Origin of the sequence: Cupriavidus sp. OV096, from assembly GCF_900115455.1 — a bacterium.
Lineage (GTDB): Bacteria > Pseudomonadota > Gammaproteobacteria > Burkholderiales > Burkholderiaceae > Cupriavidus.
Genome location: NZ_FOWM01000001.1, coordinates 94,654 through 118,098, shown reverse-complemented (window position 1 = coordinate 118,098; position 23,445 = coordinate 94,654). Strand labels below are relative to the sequence as shown.

Here is a 23,445-nt window from a genome sequence, read left to right as displayed (position 1 = left end):
ACATGGAGGCGATCCCCGTTATCGATGCGAATGACAGCCAGACCGAGGTGGAACTGGATGGGCGCACGTTCTTCCTGCACATCTCGTGGAACAGCGAGGCGGAGGTCTGGTCCCTGGCGATCGAGAACGCCTACAACGAACTGGTGGTGTCGGGCATTGCCATGGTGCCGGACTTCCCGCTGCTGGCGCAGTACCGGCACCTCTCCGTGCCCGATGGCGAGCTGCTGGTGCTGACCCCGGATGGCCGCGACACCATCAGCCGCGTGTCGCTGCCGCGCGGGGACGTCGAGCTGCTCTACATAGGGGCCGACGCGTTGACGAATGGCACGCTTTGACCGGACCTACCGGCTGCTGGTGGGGCCTGCCGGCAAAAAGGGGATCGAGATTGGACCGCCATTCCGGATCACCTTCGATATCGAGAAGGACGCCAGCGAGCAGCCGAACCCCCACACGATCCGCGTCTACAACCTGAAGCCGGAGACGCGCGTCGCCATCTCGGCGCCCGATACCCGGTGCGTGCTGTATGCCGGCTACGCCGAGGAGGACGGCCCGGTGCTGCTGGCTGCCGGCGCGGTGACCTTTGCCTATACCTTCTTCGACGGTCCGGACGTGGTGACCGAGTTGGAGGTGCGGGACGGGTATATCGAGATCCGGGATACGGCTGTGTCGCTGGGCTTTGGCGCGGGCGCCTCGGCAAAGCGGATCGTGCGGGACATCGCAAAGCAGATGGGCCTGTCGCTGGTGATGGCCGATGACATTCCGGACCGCACCTGGCAGAACGGCTTCGCCTTCTACGGGCCGGCGCGGCAGGCGCTGCACAAGGTGGTGCAGGGGGCCGGGCTGGAATGGTCGATCCAGAACCAGACCCTGCAGGTGGTGGCCAAGCGCGGCACCACGCGGCGCCAGGCTGTGGTGCTGGCCGCCGACTCCGGCCTGATCGGCTATCCCGAACGAACGCGCGAGGGCGCCCGCGAGAAGGCGAAGGTGAAGGACGAGACTAGCGGCAGGCGGGCAAACCTTGTCAGCGCGGCCCAGCAGCGCGACGGGTGGAAGCTTCGATCGTTGTTGCTGCCGCAGATCAACCCCGGAGATCTGGTGAAGCTGGAGAGCCGCTCGGTGACGGGCTTCTTCCGCGCCGAACGGGCGCGGCACACCGGCGATTCCGAGGGCGGCGACTGGCAGACCGAACTGGACGTGGTGGACCGCTACGCGCCGCCGCCCCAAATGGCTAAGGCTAAGGCGAAGGCGAAGGGCAAGACATGAATGTGACGGAGTTGCGCCATTTGATCGCGACCGAGTTGGCCGAGGTGCATACCACGCTGCCGGGCGTGATCGTCTCCTATGACGGTGCCACGGCAGTGGTGCGGCCCGCGCTGCCCAAGCAGCTCGCAAACGGCGAGGTGTTGCCGCCGCCGCAGATTGTCCAGGTGCCGGTCTGCTGGCCGTGCGGCGACCTGCAGGGCGGCGTGGCGCTGGTATCGGTGCCGCTGAAACCGGGTGATGCGGTGAAGCTGTCGTTCTCTGAGCGAGCGCTCGAGGGCTGGCTGTCAGGCACCGACGCGGCGCCGGACGATCCGCGGCAGTTCGATCTGTCGGATGCGTTCGCCTCCCCGGTGCTGCGCCCGGGGCGAGGGCGCGCCGACACCGAGAACGTGAGCGTGCAATACGGCCAGTGCGCGCTGAAGCTGTCGCCGGATGGCAATGCCACGCTGGACGGCCCGGGCGTGTTCACCGTCGGCATGGAAACGGTATTCCGGAAGGCGGTAATGGTGGAGGGGCTCCTGACGTATCAGGCCGGCCTGGCAGGCTCAGGCGGTGCAACTGGCACGACGATCAGCGGCAACCTCAACCACACCGGCGGGACGATCACCTCCCAGAACGTGGTGGAGGACGGCCACCGCCACAAAGACAGCCGCAACGGCGACACATCCGGGCCCTTGCAATGACCTTTGACCTTGCACTCTCGACCTCCCACCAGCTGGCCCTGTCCGACACCGGCGACCTGATGCTGCTGGACGGCGCCGAGCGCATCGCCCAGCAGATCAAGGTGACGCTGCTGGCCTTTCTCGGCGAATGGTTTCTGGACGAGTCGTTCGGCGTGCCATACCTCGAATCGGTCCTGGTCAAGGCGCCCGACCGCGCGCAGCTGGAGGCGATCTTCCGCGCGCGTATCGCCGATGTGCCGGGCGTGCGCCGGGTGCAGCATCTGGACCTCTTGATAGACCGCGAGCACCGCACGCTGGCGGTGGACTTCGACGCCGACACGGGCGCTGGCCTCATCGCGCGGCGCTACTTCCTCAAAGCATAGGATTGGCAAAATGGATTACGGAGTGACCAAGGACGGGTTCGTGCGCAAGCGCCTGCCCGAGATCCGCCGGGAGATAGTGGCCGGCTGGGAGGGCGGGCTGCGCGCGAAGGGCTACACAGGCGTCATCGAGACACGGCCCGATTCCGTCACGGGCCTGCTGATCGACACCTTCGCCGAGCGCGAGGCGGCGCTGTGGGAACTGGCGGAGGGCGTTTACTACGCCATGTACCCGACATCGGCCTCCGGCGTGCCGCTGGATAACGCCGTGGCGTTCACCGGCGCGAAGCGCAAGGCCGCCGAGCCCTCGCGGTGCTATGTGGTGGCATACGGTGTGGAGGGCACGGCAATCGAGGCGGGCGCGCAGATCCGGCACCGCACGACGCAGAATCTGTGGGGCGTCGTCGATGGCGCGACGATTACCGTTGGCGCGGCGGCGGACGTGCTGGTGGCTGTCGCTGCGGTGACTGCCAATGCGGATTACACGGTGTTTCTGAACGCCGTGCCTTATACCTACCGCACCGGCACGGCACCGACCGCCGTCAGCATCGTGTATGGCCTGGCCAATGCGCTGTTGACCTCGGGGCAATCGATCGAGTCGACCGCTACCGGCGTGCGGATCTTCACGGATGGCCGGGCGTCGTTCAGCGCGCTGCTGTCGACGAACCTTCGGTTTGCCAGCGTCGGCTCACCGGCACTGGCGCAGACGCTGGACAAGATCGCCGAGGTGGCGCTGCCGGGCGACCTGTCGCAGATCGTCACCCAGACGGACGGCTGGGCTTCAGTGAGCAACCTGCAGCCCGGATCGGCGGGCCGGACGGCCGAGAACGATGCGGCGCTGCGCCTGAGCTATGGGCGGGGCATCTACCGGCTTGGCGCCGGCACGCTGCCCAGCATCGCCGCCAATATCGACGATCTGGTGCCGGGCGTGGTCGCCGTGAGGGACTTCGAGAACGACAGCGATTTCCCCGACGAGTACGGGCGGCCGCCGCACTCCATCCATGTGGTGGTGGATGGCGGGCTGGACCAGGACATCGGGGACGCCATCTTTCGGGTCAAGGGCGGGGGCATCGACACCTACGGTGCAGTCGAGGTCACCGTGACCGACAAGTACGGCAACAAACGCCTGATGCAATTCGACCGGCCCGGCAAGGTGTACGTATGGGCCAAGGCGAGGGTCCAGCTGCTTCCAGCGGCGGAGCAGGAATTCCCGACCGACGGGTACGAGCGCATCCAGAAGGGCATCGTGGCGGTGGGCAAGACCTTGGAGATCGGGGAAGACATCGTCGTGCAGAAGCTCTACCGCGGCGTGTACGTGACGCCTGGCGTCGCATATGTCGATCTGCGTCTGATCTGTTCGACGGATCCCAATTTTGTGCCGATTGACCAGGACTTTTCAGCGGGCAACTGGCCCGTGAAGCCGTTTGAGCGCGCGGATTTCGATCTGTCGCGTGTCGAGGTGTTGCCATGGATCTGAACCAGGCGCACGGCGATATCGCGTGGTCGAACTGGCTGTCGCAGTTCAAGGATGGGGGCGACCTGGAGGTGTTGGTCAAGGCGCTGCTGCGGCCGGCGGATGGCCTGCAGGATGCGTTGCGCGACCTCCACGGCAAGCGTTCGCTGGAAACGGCGGAGGGCCAGCAGCTCGATGGTATCGGCACCATTGTCGTGCTGGCGCGGCCCGATAACTCACTCCCCGGCAATCTGGCGCATGCCCGGCACGCCGACGCCAGTGGCGAGCTGGGCGGCGTGGCGGACGCCCCGGACGATCTCTACCGGCGCCTCCTGCGCTGGAAGATCGCCATCAACAACGGCCACGGCACGACGCCAGAGATTTCGGATTCGCTGGAAGCCGTGTTCGGTGCCACGCGCGTGATCGTGGCCGACATCGGCAACGCCAAGATTCGGATCTGGATGGATGTATTGCCGGACGCGTTTCCCGGAGTCGATGTTGCGGCGTACGTGCCCAAGCTGGCGGGGGTCGGGATCAAGTCAATCAGCGGCGGCGGGGCGAAGCCGTTTGGGTTCGTCAACCAGGGCCTCTACGGCTTCGGTGTTGGCACGTTTTCCAGGTCATTCTAATCATGGCGGACATCGACTTTTTTGACGACTTCGAAACAATATGGGGGACGACTGGTGGTGTGTGGCCAGTCGATGAGAAGGACTACAGGCGGGGGTGGGCCTACATTGGCGACACGCCACCGGCCGTCGAGCAGTTCAATCAGTATCAGCAGCTCGTGGATCAGAGGATGGCCTGGCTGTTCAGGCAGCTGAAGGAGTTGGCCCGGGTCTACACCTTTCCGCTAGGCGCGGACCGGATCGATGGGCTGACGCAGGCGTTTGCGATGGTGCGCACGTACAGCCCCGGGGACGTGGTGGTCACAGCGGGATTGGCGCCGCCGCCGGGCACGCTGGCGATGAACGGCGCCACCTACTCGACGCTCACATACCCGGAGCTGTATGCCGCCATCGGCAACCGCTATGGCGGCGCTGCATCGGAGAGCACGTTCAAGGTCCCCAACGTTCCTGAGGGCTATGCGCTGGTGGGCGGGGCCGGTGAATCCGTGGGCGCGGCGACGATTGGCGCCATCCTTGCGCACATTCACGAGGCGAGTGTGGGCGCGGGCGGCGCGCACGGGCATGCCGGGCGCGCAATGGCTGGTGGCCAGCACAACCACGAGTATGTGTATTCGCCAGCGGCGTCCAACCCGGACGCGCAAGGCGCCGCAGCCGGGCACTCATATCTGGATCTCACACGCCATGTGAGCAGCCAGACCAGCACGGCCCCACCGCATGACCATGCGTTGGCGATCGATGCAGCTGCGGACCACACCCACCCGGCCAGCATTGCGAGCACCGGCGGGGCGGCCAACTACGCGGCAGGTGTGAAATTTCTGATGTGCATCGCTTTCTAGCTCTTCGATTGCCTGGCTTCAGGCACCTCTGACCATGCCCCAACGGCTGTCTATCCATTTCTGCCTGTGAATCCGGCCTCGCGCCGGATTTTTTATTTCTCGCCGCGATCTTGCGGCTCAACCGAAGACTGTTGATGCCTGAACCTGTTTCGTCCGCCAGCGCCGCCGTGGTCGCGGGTGCGGCCAGCGGCCTGGCGCTCGGCTCGCTGTGGCCGCAGCCGGACCTCGCGCTGCTGAGCGGCGTGTTCTGCGGCGCGCTGGTTTTCCTGCTGCGCAGCAAGGAACCGTCGTGGTGGAAGAAGGCGGCGTACTTCTGCGTCTCCCTGGTCGGGGGCTATGCCATTACTCCGGCGGTGCGCGCGGCGGCGGACTGGCTGCCGCTGTGGGCCGCTGCATTCGTGTCCGGCGCGGCAGTGGTGGCGGTCGCCATCATCGTGCTGGACTGGTTGGAGACGGGCGTGCCCAAGGCGCTGAACCGTCTTCTCGATCGTCTTGTTGGAGGAAGTCGCAATGACTGAGGTGGTGACTGAGGTGATGTCGCACTTCGCGGCCCACGGGCTGCTGGATCTGGTCTTGCTGGTGCTGAACGGCTTGGTGGCCACGGCCATCTTTCTGATCCTGCTGTTCTCGCGGCCGGAGGCGGAGGGGCCGCTGGCGTTTTACGGGCGGGTGGCCCGCTACGCGTTTGCCGCCATTTACAGCATCCTCGCGGCGCGCGTATGGACCGGCTCGTACCTGACGCCGGTGGAATATACCGAGGTGGCGGTGAACTGCGTGGTGCTTTGGCTGGCGCTGGTGGTGCGGGGGGACCTGTCGGTCTTCCTGGCGGCCGTGCGGGTGGTCCGCGACCGGAGGGCGCCGTGATGAGGATGCTGCTCAGGCGCGAGCCTTCAACGGCGCGTGCGACGCTCGGACGCCTCTACGTCAACGGCAACTTCCAGTGCTACACGCTCGAAGACGTGGTCCGCCCGACGAAGGTCAAAGGCCAGACCGCTATCCCCGCCGGCACCTATGCGGTCATCGTCAACATGTCGGGCCGGTTTCGGCGCCGCCTTCCGCTGCTGCTCAACGTGCCGAGCTTCGAGGGGGTGCGCATCCATCCGGGCAACACCGCCGCCGACACCGAGGGCTGCATCCTGCCCGGCAGCACGCTGGGGGCGGATGCCGTCTTCAAGAGCCGTGCGGCGTTCGAACCGCTGTTCGCGCGCATCGACGGCGCGCTGGCGCGCAAGGAAGGGGTGACGATCGAGATCGTGGACGGGGAGGGCGGGGAATGATTCAGCGTGCTGCATTGGGGGTGGTTGCCAAAGCCATCCCGTGGCGGGGCATCGCCGTCGCTGGCGCCGGCCTGTGCCTGTTTGCGGCGGGCTGGACTGCGCAGGGCTGGCGCATGGGTGAGCAACTGGCCGCACTGACCACCGCCCGCGCGCAGTCGGACCTGACCGTCGCCAACCAGGCGCTCGCCGACCTGCGCGCGGCCAGCACCACCATCCGCACCAAAGCCGACGAGTTCGCCGGCATCCAGACCACCCTCGGCGCCAAGCTCGACGCCATCCGCAGAGACCTGAAGAATGCTCCGCAATTGCCTGCTGATTGCCGTCCTGACGATTTCAGGATGCGCCTCCTGTCCGACGCAGTTGAGGCTGCCAAGCAAGCCGCCGCCGCTCGATAGTGGGCTAGCGGCGGCGTGCAGGGTGCCGGATGCGCCGGCCGTGGCCGACTACGACGTGTGGCAGGAGTGGGTGATGAAGGATTTGCTGGGCGCGCTGGGGGAATGTGCGGCGCGGCACCGGAAAGTAGTGTCCGAATGAACCACCTGAGGAGACTATGCACGAAGAGCCGCCGCCCGAAGGCAGCGGCAGGCTTACTGGCCTCCCAAGCGGTCAGCCAAGATCAAAGCAGACACCTATGCACGCCTACGCCGCCTGGCGCAGGCCAGACCACCAGGTCCCGCTGCTCAGCGTGACAAATACTTCGGGCGCGGCTTTTGCGGGAGCACACGTGGCGGCAATTCGGGAAACAGCATCGCGGATGCTGCCACCATCTTCCGCGCGTTCCCCGATGTAAGTTGCGTCGGGAAGCACGGAGTATTTGCCGGTACTGCCGTCCCTCACATACCGATGAAAGCTGATGGCCTCCATCTGTTTGTGAAGCGCGGCGTACTCTTCGCCGGTGCCGTTGTGAATCGTTACTCGAACGAGGTATTGCATGGTAGTTCTCCATGCCGCACAAATGCGGCTGATTCCGTAAACACGTTCGGGGCCGGAAGTCAAATGAGGATCTTCTATTGGCGCCCACACAATCCAATGCATAGAATCGAGCCCGGACGGCGGAAGTGCCAATGAACCGGCAGCTTCCGCCTTTCGGAAGCAAATGCTCCTGTCCCCGAATCATTGGGACAGCAGGTGCATTTCTTTCAAGGCTCTGTGCCCGAAGGCCCATCAGCGCTCTACTTTGCCGAGCGGACGCTGGTGGGCCTTTGCTTTTTCCGGCCCCCGAGACGGCACATTCAACGGGAGCCGCAGACTCTGTCCTTCATAGACCCTCCAAGGGGAACCGCTATAGATCGTATGTCAGTCTGAAATCTGGACTAAGTGTAGTGAAACGAATCGGAAAGACCAGTCTTGACAACTACGATGCCGGGCCAGCAAGGGGATGTGCGGCAACGCCACATGCTCGGAAGCGCTTCTTCTACAAGGGAACTCCGGCTGCCATTTTCTCGGCAGTTGGTTTTATAGAAATTTTTTAATCGTCGGAGCGTGGCGATAGGCTGGTGGTAATGTGGGAGTTTCGCAACATCATTATCTGAAGCTTATCGCCTGAACCGCTCGGCCGGCACCGCGCTCCATACCGCTTCCCCTTATGCAGTGGAAGCTGCCTTGGCCCGCGGCGGCATGGGCGCAGGCTCCGCCACCATGGCGTCGGCCGGGTTGAGCCGCAGGAAGCTGCGCGCCGCCTCTGGGTCCCGGCATGCCAACCAGTCGTCCCATTCGGCGCGCGGCAGGCATCACGATGCCGGCGCTTCTCGCCGCCTGGCTTGTGGAACCGCTTCATAAGCGGGTGGCTGTCCGCATTGATCGTGGGCATGTGAACGAGGCCGCGCCGTCCGGCCCGGCACGCCAAAGGCCCGGAATCGCGAACGGTTCACCGCCAAGGAGGCCGATGCGCCAGCGCACTGCCTTGCCAGTCTTCCCGTTGGGCTCGAAGAACCCGGTCTCGAGCGAAACGGTTCCTCAATGGCTCGCCCATCCTCTGTCATTAACTCCTGGTCAATTTTGGGTGTTGCCCAGTCTCCACCACATGGTGGGATGGTGCCGTCCGCGATGGCTGTCGGCAGGATTGCTAGGCCAGAGGCGATGTAGTCGCCTTGGATGCGACCGAAAATTCGTGAGCTTGCTTAGGCGCCTTCGACGATGCCGTGACCGCAGGTGGCACATGGCTGCAAGCTTGCTGTTGACCATGATCGAAGATAATATACTGTATAAATATACAGGTATGAGCAGCTGCCCTCCCGTTGGGGGGGGATCGCCTGAAGTATGTAGTTACAATCTCGCCTCGAGATCACTTATGAGCGCGCGAGATGCCAGTCGAACAGGTACGAATTTCTTTCTATCAGGTAAGGAAGTGCGGTTTCTTCGGGTGGGGAGCTTCAGCCCCCGCGTTTGGAAGTTTGGCCGACACTATGTCTCAATTAGAACAATGGTCCGACGGGATGGCTCTGGGGCTAACGAAGATCGCGACTCCGGGCGGCAAGGAGCCGTCCCATCCTGTTTACCTCGCGGGCATCCATCAACGAGGCAGGGACTGGGTATTCGCGACCTGGAACGAAGTTCCTGCGCATGATGGCGAGGTGGCGTCCGTGAGCATCGACTCTGTGGTGGGAGATCCTGAAGTTCACATGAACGCTATAGTCGAGAACAGCGTTCCCGGCTTCGCGACCTACTTTTGGGCAGTTCCGGACCTCGACGTTATTGCAAGCATCCGGTTCACCCATGCGGCGACCGGGCACGGCCCGATGTGCGGTTACCTCGAGCGTTTCCTGGGGGTGGAGAGCAACTATGCGGTGGCGGGCGAAGATGACGTCGGTAATCGAGTGATCCTCGGGTACACAGATCAGGACGACAACGTCCCCAAGAAGCTTTGGGCGCGTTTTAGGAGTGAGGCCTATGCTAAGGGCGGTCAGCGGCGCTTTCTGTTGAATAACTGTCACCGAATCACAAAGGTGATTCGGCGGGGCAGCCTTGATGCTACCAAGCCGGCCAATAAGCGCTGGTGGCAGGGGATGGTCAAGTTTCTGCATGGTCAACCCCAAGACGGAAACGGATTCGTTTCGTCGCAAGCGTATGTAGAACTGCAATACACGCCCGGCGAAGACGAGTTGAAAGCTATGTTTGAGGCGGAGGATGCAGAGACGCACGACTCTCCTTGGGATGACCTCGGATTCCAGTTGCAGAACGATAGCAATAAGATCCACTGGATTGGTCGGTCACGAGCTAGCGATGTGTTTCAGATCGACATAACCCGCCAGAATGCGGAGATGATTGACTTGGACTCACTGGCTCGAGCGCTCTCAGGTCAGCGAGCTCGGATACTGAGACTCCTAGATGAAGACGCTTAGGCTAGTTTTCTTTATCGTACTAGGAATGGTGGCTCTTGCATTGTGCGGAGCGGGATACCACTACGGCCGGCTGATTCCTTTCGCGCAGCAGTGGCCGTTGTATGAGGCACTTAGGAACACTGCGTCGATCATCTTTGCGGTCGTTGGTGCGTGGCTCGCCATCATTTATCCGGAGCGGCTGAAACTGTCGTTTGGGAAGGGGGGCAAGGAGGTGGCTCCGAAGGGGAACATCGGACTGCTTCTGACTCCTGCTGTCCATTCCACGATTATTCTTGTGATCCTGTTGCTTGTTGGAATCATTGCGCCTTTGCTCAAGCAGATTGGCGCCATCATTGAGCACGTCGAAGTGTGGCGCGGCGTCTCTTTTGCGCTGTTGGCATCGCTTACCCTCTGGCAGGTTGTCATTGTCATCATGACTATTTTCCCGGCTGACATGGTGCAAACCTTTGTCGCCAAAGAAGAGGCGACTTCAGAGATAAAGGCGCATTACGGAAAGCTCAATCGCAAGGCAGGGAAGTAATCCCCTCAGCAATTGTCCGATTCCGTCAGCTGCCCAAGAGTAGTCAGATCCGATCAGACTCTGTTGCGGCTCCTCCGAATGGAGAAGCCGACGATCCCCGAAGAAGAGTGCTTCGGCCGCTTGCCTTTCTGCGAGCCCGGCACTGGTCGGTGGAGATTTTTGGCCTTCAGCTGCGTGTATCGCTGCAACTGCTTCCAATCTCTGTGCCCACTTACCAGTGCGACTTGCGCGATAGCATAGCCGGCCTCAAATAGGCGAGATACGCCCTCGTGCCGCAAATCATGAAACCGCAGATCCTCAATCTCGAGCGCCTTGCACGCCCGCGGAAACAGCGATGAGAAGCTCGCGGAGTTGTACGGAAAGATCAGGTCGTGGCCGCGAGGCTGCCGCATTGCGATCGCCCAGGCATCCCCGAGCAATGGCACAACCTGGTCGTTCCCGATCTTTTCCTCGGGATCCTTGCGATCTCGGATCACAATGGTTCTGTCGGCCTCGTGAATGTCATCCCAGCGCAGACGAGTAATCTCGCCAGCGCGCATGGCGGACGCCACGGCAAAACGAATGATGTCCGGCATGGGGATCCGTTGTCGGGCCTTTTTCTCGAACCAGGCGCAGATGGCGTCGAGCTCGGCGGGGGTAGGGCGCCGGTCCCGCTTTTTGGATTTGGCGATGAGGCCGAGATAGCGCAGATTCTTCCGTGCCGCCGCGATAGGGCTGGCGGGCAGGGGAAGCTTCCAGAGTGAGCGCGCCATTTCAAGCACGCCGTCCAGGTACGTGAACTCCATGCCAATTGTGACGCCACCGGCACCCATTGCCTGCCGGCGCTTGGCGTAGTCGACGACCGCAGCCTCGTTCAGGACGGACAGGGCGGTGTCTCCGAAGTGGCGCTTTAGCATCGAGAGAGCGCCAGCCTTGCTCCGGCCGATCGGGCGCAGCTTCCCGACTTCCTCCTCGTACTTCTCGATGAGTCCGCGAATGGTAAACTCGGCGAGCTTCCGTTCATCGTTGAACCCGCCGTCGCGCAGTTGCCCCTCAACGTCATGGGCCCATCGCTCCGCCTGCGCTTTCTTGTCGAATGTGCGCGTGACCGGTTGGTGCCCCTTGCGTCGGACCTGGGCGCGCCATTTCTCGCCGACCTTGATGATGGAAGCCAATCTCTCCCTCGCCAGTAGCAATCTCGTAGCAATCGTAGCAGAAACGAGGGTAGTTTTTAGGAATTTGAGGTAAGAATCGGTCCAGCCGATTCGGCTAGAAATGACTGATTTCAAAGAAAAAACCAATGCTATCAACCCTCGGCGGATCTCTGTGGCCCCGATGATGGATTGGACTGATCGCCATTGCCGCACGTTTCACCGCGCGTTGAGCCGGGACACCTGGCTCTATACCGAAATGGTGACGACGGGCGCGCTTCTTCATGGCGATGTGGCGCGCCACCTGGATTTCGACGCCGCCGAGCAGCCCGTAGCGCTTCAACTGGGCGGCAGCGAGCCTGCCGACCTCGCCCAGGCGGCAAAACTCGGCGAACAATGGGGTTACAAGGAAATCAACCTCAACTGCGGCTGCCCGTCGGAGCGCGTGCAGCGTGGCGCGTTTGGCGCTTGCCTGATGGCGGAGCCGACTCTGGTGGCGGATTGCGTGAAAGCGATGCGCGATGCGGTGTCCATTCCGGTGACGGTCAAGCACCGGATCGGTATCGACACGATCGAGCATTACGATTTTGTCCGCGATTTTGTTGGCACGATCGCTGATGCGGGATGCGAGACGTTTATCGTCCATGCGCGCAACGCGATATTGAAGGGCCTGAGCCCAAAAGAAAATCGCGAAATCCCGCCGCTCCGTTATGAGGTCGCTTATCAGCTAAAACGCGAGTTTCCGAAACTCGAGATTCTGATCAATGGTGGCATCGTGACCTACGACGAGATCGCCGAGCATCTGCAACACGTGGATGGCGTCATGATTGGCCGCGAGGCGTATCACCAACCGTATTTCCTGTCGGAAATGGATACGCGCTTCTATGGCGCGACCACGCCTATTTCTGCGCGGCAGGAAGTGGAGTTGGCGATGCAGGACTACATCGGCGCTTTGGTGGAGCAAGGCGGTTACATGGGCGCCGTCACGCGGCACATGCTGGGCTTGCATCGTGGCATTCACGGTGGCCGGGGTTGGCGGCGTGTGCTGTCAGATGCACGTCGCATGCACGCCGCGCGTGGCCGTATCGCCGTGGACGCGCTCTTCGAAGAAGCGCGTAGCCACCTGCGTCCGGACCTGCTTGAGGCAGCCTGAGCGCCCGCCGGAATCGAAGGAAAACTCTAATTTCGAACGATCGTTCTATGCAGGGTGCCCGGACGGGTGCGTGCAGCGGTGTATTGGGCAGTCGGTGGCGTCGAATCCCGCACCAGCAAAGGGATTCCCCTAATTCGCCGCTTAGCGGGCACCTTCTTACACTGTGCTTGCCCTCGAATACAGGGCTTTCTTCAACTGATTATTGGGCCCGCCGTGTGCGGGCTCTTTTTTTGTCCGCCGTACCTTGGGTTTGCCCGAATAGTGCTCACGATCCGGGCCGACTACATTGATCCTGCCTTCAGGGCATTGAGATCGCTAATTTAAGAGTCCGCTACGGCGGGCTCTTTTTTTTCGTCCTCACATTCTGCGCGTCCCCAAAAAAAGCAGGCGACTCTTGGTTACCAAGGCCGCCTGACGGGAATGTCGAGGGGGGTCAATGTCCCTCGCGAAAGAGTATCTATCAGCACCAATTGCGCCAGAACCCTGCGTTCGTGGGGCCCGCCGCGTTTTTCGTGCGGTAGCCGATAGACATTTTGACTTGGCGAAACGGCGTTCGATGTCCCACGCTATAGACATCTGGATTTCTGAAAGTAGGTAAGCGGCGTTTTCGTCATGTTACGATGCCATCAATGCCGCGGCAGTCGGCATGTGGCCTGTGAATCCTGTGCAACCAGGGTTTCGGTGGGGGAAAAGCAAGTGGGCTGGCCGGTAGTCGGCGTCGCAGCGCGTGCACGAGCATGGGCCGGCGCGACGGATCGGAAGCGAGCCTTGGGGGATAGCACATGGTGGATGGGGAAGAGCCATTTGGCGAGGTCTTCGAGGACTTCCGCCTGATCTGGGTGGCCGAGCGTCTGCAGGACGGCAAATGGACTGCGCGGTACTGCTGGCACGCCGGCACCTCGGTGGAAGCGGGTAAAGCATTGCAGCGCGATGTGCTCAATGGCAAGTCCCGGCGACTGCTCGGCTTGTTCCCGAGCGAGGCCGAGACTGTTGCCGCAATCAAGGAGGCGGTGCTGCTCGAAGCGAAGTGGCATGGCAGTCGATAAGGCAGGCGAGGCCGGTTGAAATTTTTTGTGCGGAATACTAGCCATCCTCTGAAGATCCTTGTAGAATCTTGTTTTTCGTTGAACGGCAACGCCGGTTAGCGGAAGCGTCAGCGGCAAGCTGGCAAAACCTCTACGGTGGCTGTAGCTCAGTTGGTAGAGTCCAGGATTGTGATTCCTGTCGTCGTGGGTTCGAGTCCCATCAGCCACCCCAAATTGCTTAACAAAACGGCCACTTACTCAAGTGGCCGTTTGCTTTTCTGCGCGCCGTTGCTACCCGCTCAGCGAGCACTCCCGTCCTGATTCCCCTCCGAGAAATAGTAGAGATGGGTGTTGTCCGGCGCTTCGGCGTGGCGACGAAATTTTTCGCTGTCCGATTCGGCGCTGGCCTTGGCCAGTTCCGCGGCTTGTCGATAGGGCATCGGCTCCTTGTCCTTCTCGACCTCCAGCAACCGCGTCTGCTCATTCACGCGCACGCTGAACCGGCCCAGGTTGTAGAACAGGTACATGGCGTAGAGATTGTCGAAGTCGCGATAGGCCCCTTGCTCCCTGCGGAAATCGAGCGACAGGACGGAGGGGAAGCGGTTGGGCAGGTCCTTGAATGCCACCTTCTCCTCTTCGCGAGGTTCCACATAGGTGGAGCTGCCGTACTTCTTGTACAGCACTACGTCCATACCGTATCCGCGCTTGCCCCATTCCTTGATCAGCTTCATCGCCATCTCCGTGGGAATATTCGCGGTCGCGGCGGCCACCACGCGTCGCCCGGATAGGACTTTGGGGCTCTTTATCGTCAAATCCTTGTAGCCGGCGCCGTACTTGAAGGCGGCGCCGATGGTCTTGGCGCAGTTCAGGCGCAAATAATCGTATTGGATTGTACCGCTGTGATATTCGGTGTCCGTTGCCCGCCGATGGTAGTCGTCGTTGATGCGGCGGAAGTAATCGACCAGCGACTGTTTTTCCTGCGTGGGCACGCCGTAGACCCGCACACCGATCACCGACCGCTTGTAGATCTCGCCATAGTCGAGGCCAAACATCGTCGTTTCCGCGATGGAGGAGGCCGTCTTGAACAGATATTCCTTCTTTGGGATGCCCGCCATCAGATTGGCGGTGTAAAAATCATTCTCGTGCTTGGGCGTGCGGTCGGCGTAGAAATTTGCCGAGTAGACAATGTCGTCGCCGAGCGTGTCGTCACGGACGCCCAGGGCGATATGGCCAGCCGATCCGCCCTTCGATGTCCCAAAGCTGATCAGTAGCTCCAGGTCGTAGGGCTCTTCGCGAAGTAGGTCGGTAATCTGATCGATATTGGCGGGCTCGGGGCCACCCTTGCTACCGAACTCAGCAGCAACCCCCGGCCCCGAAATCAGTGCGGCGATGACCAGGAGCCATGCCGCCAGGCTTGTCCTCATTGCGTCCCTTATATCGTCAGCCAGTGTCCGTCGATCCTTCACCCAAAGAATAATCGTTGATCGGCCCATGTGCCGGAAAACCGTCGGGGGCGTGGATGCACTGGGCTTTGTTCCCGGATCATGTGCGACAGCCCACATAGTGACAAGTTTTCGAGAATGATTTTCGCTACGCTTCACGGCGGGCCAAATGGTCTAATCCATATCATCTAGGCAAATCACCTATACGAAGCGCGAGGTCATGCCGTGGCGGAGCGAATTCGATTCAACCCTGATGTAGCACTGGCGGCATTTTCCAGTGTGATTCCGATGCCGACCTTGGCTGCCATTAACGCGGCTATCGATCGATCCTTCGGCGAACAGCCCGAGCGTGCCGAGCCATTCGCAATGGCTGAGTTACTACGTCGCAATGAAGCCTTCCGCAAGCTCGAGGAGACGGCGTGCGCCGAGACTCGGGCCATGGCCACCACGCTCCTGAAGAAGTCGCTGCGTTGGGAAGCGTTCCACGTGATTCGTTGTGCCAGCACGTCTACGCGCAACGAGAGCCATTGCCGCCACTACGATTCGCATCTGCTGACGCTGCTGATTCCGCTGAAGCTCGCCCCCGATGGCGTTTGCAACGGTGATCTGCTGGTTTATCACCCGCCACGGCTGGCGGTATCCACTGTGGCCAATGTTTTTTGCAAGCTTCGTCATGGCATTCAGCGCAATCTGCCGTTTCCCATCAGAAAATGGATGACGCTACGGGATCTGCGCCGTGGCCGCTGCAACCGCGTGCCGGTGGAGCCGGGCAGCGTCTATGTCTTCAACGGCTTTGTGCTCCAGCATGCCAACCTTGATGTGGAAGTTGGCGAGCGCCGGTCGTTGCTGATTCACTACTACGACCCTGGCTACTCGGCGGGTCTGAGCGGGACCGTGCGGGGCGTGCGTATGCTGTGGGACCGTCTGCGCAAGAACATGACTGGCATGTATCCTGGTACCTGATCCAGCCGGGGAGGGCGAAAAAAAACCGGCACTCGGCGGGGTCGACAAGTTCCGGTTTCGCGCATCGGCGCCAATGCGCCAGTACTACGGATGCGCGCCATCGAGTGTAAAGCACCTCTCACGACGAATTAAACGTTCTCTTAATTTCACGTGGTGGGCTCGCAACTGCACTATTTACAATGATTTGGGCGACGCGGATCCGCCGCTAGCGGTTCATGCGTCCAGTTTGTCGGGCATATCCGCAAGTTCCAGCATCCGGCAGATTGCAGCCATGCTGCCGACCATCGTACGACGCTGGGCGCCCTGGTAGACGCGCACGCCCTTGGTTTGGCGGAACGGCACGGGCTTGACCGGGCGGCGGGAAGCGGTGTGGTTGACTGGCAGCATGGCGGCACCTCGAAGTTTGCGACAGCAGGAGTCCACGCCCGTCGTCCGGAGAGAACGGGGCGGCGTTGGCACTGCAAAACTGGGGACCAGGACAGGCGGCCGCCCGTCCGGTCTCGGAAGTCAGAAGCCCGAGGAGCGGATTAGCCCGACGGCGATGCCTTCCAGCGAAAATTCCTCGCGGCCGGCCTGCACCACGATATTCTCGAAATCCGGGTTTTCGGCGATCAGTTCGATCATGTCGCCGCGCCGCTTCAGGCGTTTGACGGTCACATCGTCGCCGATCCGCGCGACGACGATCTTGCCGTTGGCGGCTTCGCTGGCTTTCCTGACGGCGAGCAGGTCGCCGTCGAGGATGCCGGCATCGCGCATGCTCAGGCCCCGCACGCGCAGCAGGTAATCAGGTCGATCATCAAATACCGAGGCGTCTACCTGGTACTGTCGGTCGATGTGCTCTGCGGCAAGGATCGGGCTGCCTGCGGCCACGCGGCCCACGAGCGGCAGCGTCAGCTGCATCACGCCGGCCATCGGCAGCGAGAACTGGTCCGTCATCTCCGAATCGCTACGTGCCACCTTGAGGCGGATGCCGCGCGACGCGCCTGGCGTCAGCTCGATCACGCCCTTGCGGGCCAGCGCTCGCAGGTGTTCCTCGGCAGAGTTGGGCGAGGAGAAACCGAATTCGGACGCGATCTCGGCACGGGTCGGCGGAATGCCGGTGTGCCGGATCGTGTTGCGGATCAGGTCGAAGATCTGCTGTTGCCGGGGTGTCAGGGTCGCCATGGGTCGCCGGTCTCTCGTGGTGCCGAAGCACTGTATGTTTAAACAGTATGCTGTGATTTTATACAGTATCGAGTGAAGTGCAAGCACAATTTGCAGTGGCAATGTGGGGCATGCGCGACACCAGGCGGACTCCAGTGCGCCCGGCGACACGGGTTTGCGAGAGCGGCGGCCCTCGGCGTGCCACAGTTACAATCGCCTGCACCACCCGCTCACTCGCTCGATTTTCTCGCTATATGTCTACGTCATTGCCCCGCATCGTCGTGCTCGCCACCGGCGGCACCATCGCAGGCTCGTCCGCCAGCCCCGCCAGCAGTGCGCAGTACCGCGCGGCCACCGTGCCGGTCTCGTCGCTGATCCAGGCCGTGCCTGCGCTGGGCGAGGTGGCCCGTGTGGAGACGGAGCAGGTGGCCCAGATCGACAGCAAGGACATGGCCTTCAGCCTGTGGGCGACGCTTGCCGCGCGGGTGGCGCATTGGGTCGCGCAGCCCGATGTGGTGGGCGTGGTGATTACCCACGGCACGGACACGCTTGAAGAAACGGCGATGTTCCTGCACCTGACGCAGCGGAGCGCGGTGCCGGTGGTGCTGACCGCGGCAATGCGCCCGTCCACGTCGCTCTCGGCCGATGGTCCGCTGAATTTGCTCGACGCAGTGCGCGTGGCGGCAAGCCCGGATGCGCGCGGGCAGGGCGTGCTCGTGGTCCTGAACCAGGAAATTCATGCGGCCCGCGATGTCGCCAAGGCCCATACCTCGGCGGTCAATGCGTTCACGTCGCCGGCGGGCGGGCCAATTGGTTTCGTGCAGGATGCCTACGTGCGCTTTGGACGCGCGTTCGCCCCCGGCGACGCGCCAGCGCTGCCCGTGCCTACGGCGTGGCCACTTGTCGAAATCGTGGCGAGCTATGCCCAGCCGGGCAGGGTGGCCGTGGATGCGATGGTCTCGGCCGGCGTAAAGGGGTTCGTGGTGGCGGCCACCGGCAATGGCTCGGTTCATGAGACGCTGGGCGACGCGCTCGCCGATGCAGCTGCGCGAGGCGTGGCCGTGGTGCGAAGCTCCCGCACGGGCGCCGGCCATGTGGCGGGGCCGGCACGCCCGCGCCTGGCCTCGGGCGAATTCGCCTCCGCCGGCAATCTCAATCCGTACAAGGCGCGCGTGCTGCTGCTGGTGGCGCTGGCGGCGGATGCGTCGCTTGGCACCGATCCGGCTCGCCTGCAGGCTGTTTTCCGACAATACTGAGAGATTCCCAGCGTCCTGCCGGGATGCCGGCTTGCGTGCTGGCTCGGAACCGGGCTATACTCGCGGGCTATTCAACCTTGCTACACCGGACATGGCGCCCGGGTGGCTACATCCAAAAGGAGCGTCAATGCGTCATTACGAAATCGTATTTATCGTCCATCCGGACCAAAGCGAACAAGTGCCGGCGATGATCGAGCGTTACAAGCAGCTCGTCACGTCGCAAAACGGCCAGGTTCACCGCGTGGAAGACTGGGGCCGCCGTCAGATGGCCTACATGATCCAGAAGCTGGCCAAGGCTCACTACGTTTGCCTGAACATCGAATGCGGCAAGGAAACCCTGGCCGAACTCGAGCACGCCTTCAAGTTCAATGACGCCGTGCTGCGTCACCTGATCGTGCAGACCAAGAAGGCCGAGACCGCTCCTTCGCCGATGATGAAGGAAGTGCAGCGCGAAGAAGCCCGCAAGGCCGCGCAAACGACCACGGAAGGCCAGGCTGCCTGAATGCAGTCTGCGGTGCCGGTCGTGGCAGGCGAAATCCGCCACGGCAGGCCAGGTAGCGAGAGCGGGGGAGCACAGCGGTGAACCAGTTAAGGCTGACCGCCACCCTCGCGGAGCGCGATGCGCTGCGCTACACCCCGGCCGGTGTGCCCGTCGTCAACTGCATCCTGCAGCATGCCGGCGAGGTCATGGAGGCGGAAACGCCCCGGCAGGTGGAATTCGCCATCGCGGCGATGGGGATCGGTCCCGTCGGCCAGCGTCTGGAGCGGTTACCGCTCGGCACGCTGCTCGACTGCGAAGGATTCCTCACCCGCAGGCACCGCAACAGCAAGGCACTCGTCTTTCACATCACTGGATGTAAAGCATTCGTAAAGGATTGAATCATGGCATTCGTCAAACGTGACAACAAGAACAAGAAGCGCTTCCAGCAACAGAACCCGCTGTTCAAGCGCAAGCGCTTCTGCCGCTTCACCGTGGCTGGCGTGGAACAGATCGACTACAAGGATCTGGACACCCTGAAGGACTTCATCGGCGATAACGGCAAGATCACGCCGGCTCGTCTGACCGGTACCAAGGCTCACTATCAGCGTCAGCTGGATACGGCCATCAAGCGCGCCCGCTTCCTGGCGCTGATGCCGTACACCGACCTGCACAAGAACTGATAGTCCCAGGACCGCAAGGAGAAATACACGATGCAAGTCATTCTGCTGGAAAAAGTCATCAACCTGGGCAACCTGGGCGACATCGTTCGCGTGAAGGACGGTTACGCTCGTAACTTCCTGATCCCGTCGAAGAAGGCACGTCGCGCCACGCAAACCGCGATCGCCGAGTTCGAAGTGAAGCGCGCCGAGCTGGAAAAGGCCGCTGCCGCTAAGCTGGCCGCCGCTCAAGGCGAAGGCGAGAAGCTGAACGGCCTGACCGTCCAGATCACCCAGAAGTCGGGTGTGGACGGCCGACTGTTCGGTTCGGTGACCAACGCCGACATCGCCGAAGCCCTGGAAACCCAAGGCTTCAAGGTCGAGAAGGCCCAAGTGCGTCTGCCGAACGGCCCGCTGAAGATCGTTGGCGACCACCCGGTCAACGTTGCGCTGCACACCGACGTGGTGGTGGACGTGACCGTGTCCGTCCTGGGCGAGCACGTCTAAGCAGCACCGTATCGATGCGCCGGCCCCGGCCGGTGCGTCCGATGCACAAGAAGGCAGGAGCTGCGCTCCTGCCTTTTTTATTGCCGCCGCGCCCTTGGGCCGGGTCCGGCGCCGCTATAATCCCACCCCATGAATGCGCCTGCCGCCGATCCCCAACTAGACAGTCTCAAGGTTCCCCCGCACTCCATCGAGGCCGAGCAATCGGTACTCGGCGGTCTGCTGCTGGATAACGCCGCCTGGGACCGTATTGCCGACTTCCTCTCCGAATCGGACTTCTACCGCTTCGATCACCGCCTCATCTTCCAGAGCATTGCCCGCCTGATCTCCGCCACCAAGCCGGCGGACGTGATCACGGTGTATGAAATGCTCCAGGTGGCCGGCAAGGCCGAGGAGGTGGGTGGGCTGGCCTACCTGAACTCCCTGGCGCAGAACACGCCGAGCGCGGCCAATATCCGCCGCTATGCGGAAATCGTGCGCGAGCGCTCGGTGCTGCGCAAGCTGGTCACCGTGGCGGACGACATTGCCTCGGCCGCCTTTGCGCCGAAGGGCCGCGAGGTCCGTGAGCTGCTTGATGAAGCAGAATCCAAGGTTTTTGCGATTGCCGAAGAGGGCTCGCGGGGGCAGAAGGGCTTCCAGGAAATCCAGCCGCTGCTGACGCAGGTGGTGGAGCGGATCGACGAGCTGTATCACCGTGATTCCGCCACCGACGTGACCGGCGTGCCCACTGGCTTTATCGACCTGGACAAGATGACCAGCGGCATGCAGGCCGGCGACCTGATCATCGTGGCAGGCCGTCCGTCGATGGGTAAGACGGCATTTTCGCTGAACATCGGCGAACATGTGGCCGTGGAGCAGGGTCTGCCCGTGGCTGTGTTCTCGATGGAAATGGCCGGTGTGCAGCTGGCCATGCGTATGTTGGGCTCGGTGGGCCGGCTCGACCAGCACCGGTTGCGTACCGGCCGCCTACTGGACGAGGACTGGCCGCGTCTAACCCATGCCATCCAGCGCATGAACGACGCACAATTGTTTATCGACGAAACGCCAGCACTGAACCCGATGGAGCTGCGCGCGCGTTCGCGCCGCCTCGCGCGCCAGTGCGGGCAGCTTGGCCTGATCATCATCGATTACCTCCAGCTGATGTCCGGCTCGGGCAGCGGCGAGAACCGCGCGACCGAGATTTCGGAGATCTCCCGGTCGCTGAAGGGGCTCGCCAAGGAACTCAACTGCCCGGTGATCGCGCTGTCGCAGCTGAACCGAAGCCTGGAACAGCGTCCGAACAAGCGTCCGGTGATGTCCGATCTGCGTGAATCGGGCGCCATCGAACAGGATGCCGATGTGATCCTGTTCATTTATCGCGACGAAGTCTACAACCCGGACTCGCAGGACAAAGGGACATCGGAAATCATCATCGGTAAGCAGCGTAACGGCCCGATCGGCACCGTTCGGCTCACGTTCCTGGGTCAATTCACGAAGTTCGACAACTTCAGCGGTGGGCCGGCGTTCTTTGACAACGACACCTGATCCCACACGGCAACCCCTGAGCGGGCCGTAACCCTGTAAAATATTGCGCTTTGATGACAGCTGCCCAGCGCGGCTGTCGTGCAATCTGCGCCGGCGTGTGCCGGGCTCCCCTTTGCAACACAACCTGACGCGCCAGCGCGCGCGCCACAAGGACATTTCATGTTCGGCCGATTCATGCCCACCGAGGGCAAGTTCTTCGAATACTTCAACCAGCACGCCGATTGCGCGGTGACCGCCGCCCACGAGCTGGAAGCCCTCGTCAACGACCTGCCCAACGCTGAAGCCCATGCCCGGCGCGTGCAGGCCACCGAGAAGAAGGCTGACCGCATCACGCACGACACGATCGACCTGCTGCACAAGACCTTCATCACGCCGCTGGACCGCGACGAGATCCACAAGCTCATCACGACCATGGACGACATCCTGGACCTGATGGAAGACGTGGCCGAGACGATCTCGCTCTACGACGTGACCAGCCTGACGGACGAAGCCCGCCGCCTGGCCACCATCTGCGTGCAGTGCTGCGATCAGGTGAAGATTGCCGTGGGGCTGCTCGAAGACATGGGTAATGCCAGCACGATCCTGAAGACCGCACAGCAGATCGACCAGCTCGAGTCCGAGGCAGACCGCGTGATGCGCTCGGCCATGTCGAAGCTGTTCCGGGAAGAGACCGACGTGAAGCGCCTGATCAAGTTGAAGGCGATTTACGAGCAGTTGGAGACCATTACCGACAAGTGCGAGGACGTGGCCAACATCATCGAAGGCATCGTCCTGGAAAACGCCTGAGGCGCGCACTCGCATGCAAACCATTCAAATGAGCTTGTGGGTGATCGGCCTGCTGGTCGTGCTCGCGTTGCTGTTCGACTTCATGAACGGCTTCCACGATGCGGCCAACTCGATCGCCACGGTGGTGTCCACGGGTGTGCTGAAGCCGCACCATGCCGTGGCGATGGCCGCCATGTGCAACGTGGTCGCGATCTTCGTGTTCCACCTGAAGGTGGCCGCCACCGTCGGCACGGGCACGATTGACGTCAACATCGTCGATCACTACGTTATCTTCGGCGCGCTGGTCGGCGCCATCGCGTGGAACGTCATCACGTGGTTCTACGGGATTCCGTCGTCGTCGTCGCACGCGCTGATCGGCGGACTGGTCGGCGCAGCGGTGGCCAAGGCCGGCACCGGCGCGCTGGTTGGTAACGGCCTGATCAAGACCGTGGCCTTCATCCTGATTTCGCCGCTGCTCGGCTTCGTGCTGGGATCGATAATGATGGTGGTGGTGGGCTGGACGTTCTTCCGCACGCCGCCGTCGCGCGTGGACCGCTGGTTCCGCCGTCTGCAACTGGTGTCGGCGTCGCTCTATAGCCTCGGCCACGGCGGCAATGACGCGCAGAAGACCATCGGCATTATCTGGATGCTGCTGATCGCGAGCGGCCATATCGCCACGGGGGCCTCGGGCCCGCCGACCTGGGTGATCGTGAGCTGCTACGTGGCCATCGGCATGGGCACGCTGTTCGGCGGCTGGCGTATTGTCCGCACCATGGGCCAGAAGATCACCAAGCTGAAGCCGGTTGGCGGTTTCTGTGCTGAGACGGGCGGGGCGATTACGCTGTTCATCGCCTCGGCGCTTGGCGTGCCAGTGTCGACCACGCACACGATTACCGGCGCCATCGTTGGCGTGGGTTCGGCGCAGAAAATGTCCGCCGTGCGCTGGGGCGTGGCGGGCAACATCGTCTGGGCGTGGGTGCTGACCATTCCGGCGTCGGCGTTCATGGCCGCCATCGCATGGTGGATTGGCCGGCAGATCCTCTGA

The 23,445-nt window shown here is 62.3% G+C and carries 29 protein-coding genes and 1 tRNA gene; 25 read left to right on the top strand and 5 right to left on the bottom strand.

From position 1 onward, the window contains the following. The first annotated feature begins 2 nt into the window (after positions 1–2). From BM115_RS00525 to BM115_RS00475, 11 genes are all read left to right on the top strand, one after another. Positions 3–335: a phage baseplate plug family protein gene (locus BM115_RS00525; RefSeq protein WP_092289488.1), complete on the top strand. Its 333-nt coding sequence runs from the start codon at positions 3–5 to the stop codon at positions 333–335. Continuing rightward, complete coding sequence (locus tag BM115_RS00520; RefSeq protein WP_092289486.1) at positions 322–1,263, top strand: phage protein; 942 nt, start codon at positions 322–324, stop codon at positions 1,261–1,263. Before BM115_RS00525 ends, BM115_RS00520 begins: the two co-directional genes overlap by 14 nt. After that, positions 1,260–1,946, top strand: a complete 687-nt coding sequence (locus BM115_RS27225) for a Gp138 family membrane-puncturing spike protein (protein WP_177219822.1) — start codon at positions 1,260–1,262, stop codon at positions 1,944–1,946. Before BM115_RS00520 ends, BM115_RS27225 begins: the two co-directional genes overlap by 4 nt. Next, positions 1,943–2,308, top strand: a complete 366-nt coding sequence (locus BM115_RS00510) for a contractile injection system sheath initiator (protein WP_092289484.1) — start codon at positions 1,943–1,945, stop codon at positions 2,306–2,308. The genes BM115_RS27225 and BM115_RS00510 overlap by 4 nt, the downstream gene beginning before the upstream one ends. A gap of 10 nt (positions 2,309–2,318) precedes the next feature. Next, positions 2,319–3,782, top strand: coding sequence for a hypothetical protein (locus BM115_RS00505; protein WP_092289482.1), 1,464 nt, complete (start codon positions 2,319–2,321; stop codon positions 3,780–3,782). Beyond that, complete coding sequence (locus tag BM115_RS00500; RefSeq protein WP_092289480.1) at positions 3,773–4,387, top strand: baseplate wedge 1 family protein; 615 nt, start codon at positions 3,773–3,775, stop codon at positions 4,385–4,387. The genes BM115_RS00505 and BM115_RS00500 overlap by 10 nt, the downstream gene beginning before the upstream one ends. Before the next feature lie 2 nt (positions 4,388–4,389). Next, a complete protein-coding gene (locus tag BM115_RS00495; protein WP_092289478.1) occupies positions 4,390–5,220 on the top strand; it encodes a phage tail protein in 831 nt (276 codons plus the stop codon). Between the two features lie 134 nt (positions 5,221–5,354). After that, entirely contained in the window at positions 5,355–5,738 is a 384-nt protein-coding gene (locus BM115_RS00490; RefSeq protein WP_092289476.1) for a putative holin, read from the top strand. Then, the gene (locus BM115_RS00485; protein WP_092289474.1) at positions 5,731–6,084 is read left to right on the top strand and encodes a hypothetical protein; all 354 of its coding nucleotides are present in this window, start codon (positions 5,731–5,733) and stop codon (positions 6,082–6,084) included. Before BM115_RS00490 ends, BM115_RS00485 begins: the two co-directional genes overlap by 8 nt. Further along, positions 6,084–6,497, top strand: coding sequence for a DUF5675 family protein (locus BM115_RS00480; RefSeq protein WP_092289472.1), 414 nt, complete (start codon positions 6,084–6,086; stop codon positions 6,495–6,497). The genes BM115_RS00485 and BM115_RS00480 overlap by 1 nt, the downstream gene beginning before the upstream one ends. Beyond that, positions 6,494–6,892, top strand: a complete 399-nt coding sequence (locus BM115_RS00475; RefSeq protein ID WP_092289471.1) for a hypothetical protein — start codon at positions 6,494–6,496, stop codon at positions 6,890–6,892. Before BM115_RS00480 ends, BM115_RS00475 begins: the two co-directional genes overlap by 4 nt. Positions 6,893–7,136: 244 nt before the next feature. Here BM115_RS00475 and BM115_RS00470 read toward each other — a convergent pair whose 3' ends face one another. Then, positions 7,137–7,430: a hypothetical protein gene (locus BM115_RS00470; protein ID WP_092289469.1), complete on the bottom strand. Its 294-nt coding sequence runs from the start codon at positions 7,428–7,430 to the stop codon at positions 7,137–7,139. Positions 7,431–8,800: 1,370 nt separating this feature from the next. Between BM115_RS00470 and BM115_RS00460 the strand changes: the two genes are divergently transcribed. Continuing rightward, positions 8,801–9,838 carry a hypothetical protein gene (locus BM115_RS00460; RefSeq protein ID WP_143093832.1) on the top strand — a complete coding sequence of 346 codons (1,038 nt, stop codon included), beginning with the start codon at positions 8,801–8,803 and terminating at the stop codon, positions 9,836–9,838. Further along, positions 9,825–10,358, top strand: coding sequence for a hypothetical protein (locus BM115_RS00455; protein ID WP_177219821.1), 534 nt, complete (start codon positions 9,825–9,827; stop codon positions 10,356–10,358). Before BM115_RS00460 ends, BM115_RS00455 begins: the two co-directional genes overlap by 14 nt. A gap of 53 nt (positions 10,359–10,411) precedes the next feature. Here BM115_RS00455 and BM115_RS00450 read toward each other — a convergent pair whose 3' ends face one another. After that, a complete protein-coding gene (locus BM115_RS00450) occupies positions 10,412–11,512 on the bottom strand; it encodes a site-specific integrase (RefSeq protein ID WP_092289465.1) in 1,101 nt (366 codons plus the stop codon). A 100-nt stretch (positions 11,513–11,612) separates the two neighbouring features. Between BM115_RS00450 and dusA the strand changes: the two genes are divergently transcribed. From dusA to BM115_RS00435, 3 genes are all read left to right on the top strand, one after another. Further along, positions 11,613–12,641: a tRNA dihydrouridine(20/20a) synthase DusA gene (dusA, locus tag BM115_RS00445; protein WP_092289463.1), complete on the top strand. Its 1,029-nt coding sequence runs from the start codon at positions 11,613–11,615 to the stop codon at positions 12,639–12,641. Positions 12,642–13,423: 782 nt separating this feature from the next. Next, positions 13,424–13,687 (top strand): hypothetical protein, encoded by a 264-nt coding sequence (locus BM115_RS00440; RefSeq protein ID WP_369823365.1) that lies wholly within the window; start codon positions 13,424–13,426, stop codon positions 13,685–13,687. A 135-nt stretch (positions 13,688–13,822) separates the two neighbouring features. Further along, positions 13,823–13,898, top strand: a tRNA-His gene (locus BM115_RS00435). Between the two features lie 67 nt (positions 13,899–13,965). Here the strand turns inward: BM115_RS00435 and BM115_RS00430 are convergent. Next, on the bottom strand, positions 13,966–15,090 hold the full coding sequence (locus BM115_RS00430; RefSeq protein WP_092289461.1) for a hypothetical protein: 1,125 nt from the start codon (positions 15,088–15,090) through the stop codon (positions 13,966–13,968). A gap of 243 nt (positions 15,091–15,333) precedes the next feature. On the opposite strand from BM115_RS00430, the gene BM115_RS00425 reads away from it, so the two are divergent. Continuing rightward, positions 15,334–16,071, top strand: coding sequence for a hypothetical protein (locus tag BM115_RS00425; protein ID WP_092289459.1), 738 nt, complete (start codon positions 15,334–15,336; stop codon positions 16,069–16,071). A gap of 213 nt (positions 16,072–16,284) precedes the next feature. Here the strand turns inward: BM115_RS00425 and BM115_RS27220 are convergent, their stop codons facing one another. Further along, positions 16,285–16,458: a hypothetical protein gene (locus tag BM115_RS27220; protein WP_177219820.1), complete on the bottom strand. Its 174-nt coding sequence runs from the start codon at positions 16,456–16,458 to the stop codon at positions 16,285–16,287. Between the two features lie 120 nt (positions 16,459–16,578). After that, positions 16,579–17,235 (bottom strand): transcriptional repressor LexA, encoded by a 657-nt coding sequence (lexA, locus tag BM115_RS00420; protein WP_092289457.1) that lies wholly within the window; start codon positions 17,233–17,235, stop codon positions 16,579–16,581. 191 nt (positions 17,236–17,426) lie between these two features. Here lexA and BM115_RS00415 point away from each other — a divergent pair, with 191 nt between their 5' ends. The 8 genes from BM115_RS00415 (at position 17,427) to BM115_RS00380 (ending at position 23,445) form a co-directional block, all read left to right on the top strand. Continuing rightward, a complete protein-coding gene (locus BM115_RS00415; protein WP_369823371.1) occupies positions 17,427–18,470 on the top strand; it encodes an asparaginase in 1,044 nt (347 codons plus the stop codon). 127 nt (positions 18,471–18,597) lie between these two features. Next, positions 18,598–18,972 carry a 30S ribosomal protein S6 gene (gene rpsF, locus BM115_RS00410; protein WP_019448365.1) on the top strand — a complete coding sequence of 125 codons (375 nt, stop codon included), beginning with the start codon at positions 18,598–18,600 and terminating at the stop codon, positions 18,970–18,972. A 77-nt stretch (positions 18,973–19,049) separates the two neighbouring features. Further along, positions 19,050–19,349 carry a primosomal replication protein N gene (priB, locus tag BM115_RS00405; RefSeq protein WP_092289453.1) on the top strand — a complete coding sequence of 100 codons (300 nt, stop codon included), beginning with the start codon at positions 19,050–19,052 and terminating at the stop codon, positions 19,347–19,349. A 3-nt stretch (positions 19,350–19,352) separates the two neighbouring features. Next, positions 19,353–19,631 (top strand): 30S ribosomal protein S18, encoded by a 279-nt coding sequence (rpsR, locus tag BM115_RS00400; RefSeq protein WP_006163606.1) that lies wholly within the window; start codon positions 19,353–19,355, stop codon positions 19,629–19,631. 30 nt (positions 19,632–19,661) lie between these two features. Further along, positions 19,662–20,114, top strand: a complete 453-nt coding sequence (gene rplI, locus BM115_RS00395; protein ID WP_092289451.1) for a 50S ribosomal protein L9 — start codon at positions 19,662–19,664, stop codon at positions 20,112–20,114. Positions 20,115–20,243: 129 nt separating this feature from the next. Then, entirely contained in the window at positions 20,244–21,635 is a 1,392-nt protein-coding gene (locus tag BM115_RS00390) for a replicative DNA helicase (RefSeq protein WP_092289449.1), read from the top strand. Positions 21,636–21,794: 159 nt separating this feature from the next. After that, a complete protein-coding gene (locus BM115_RS00385; protein ID WP_092289447.1) occupies positions 21,795–22,421 on the top strand; it encodes a DUF47 domain-containing protein in 627 nt (208 codons plus the stop codon). Positions 22,422–22,434: 13 nt separating this feature from the next. Further along, positions 22,435–23,445 carry an inorganic phosphate transporter gene (locus BM115_RS00380; RefSeq protein WP_092289446.1) on the top strand — a complete coding sequence of 337 codons (1,011 nt, stop codon included), beginning with the start codon at positions 22,435–22,437 and terminating at the stop codon, positions 23,443–23,445.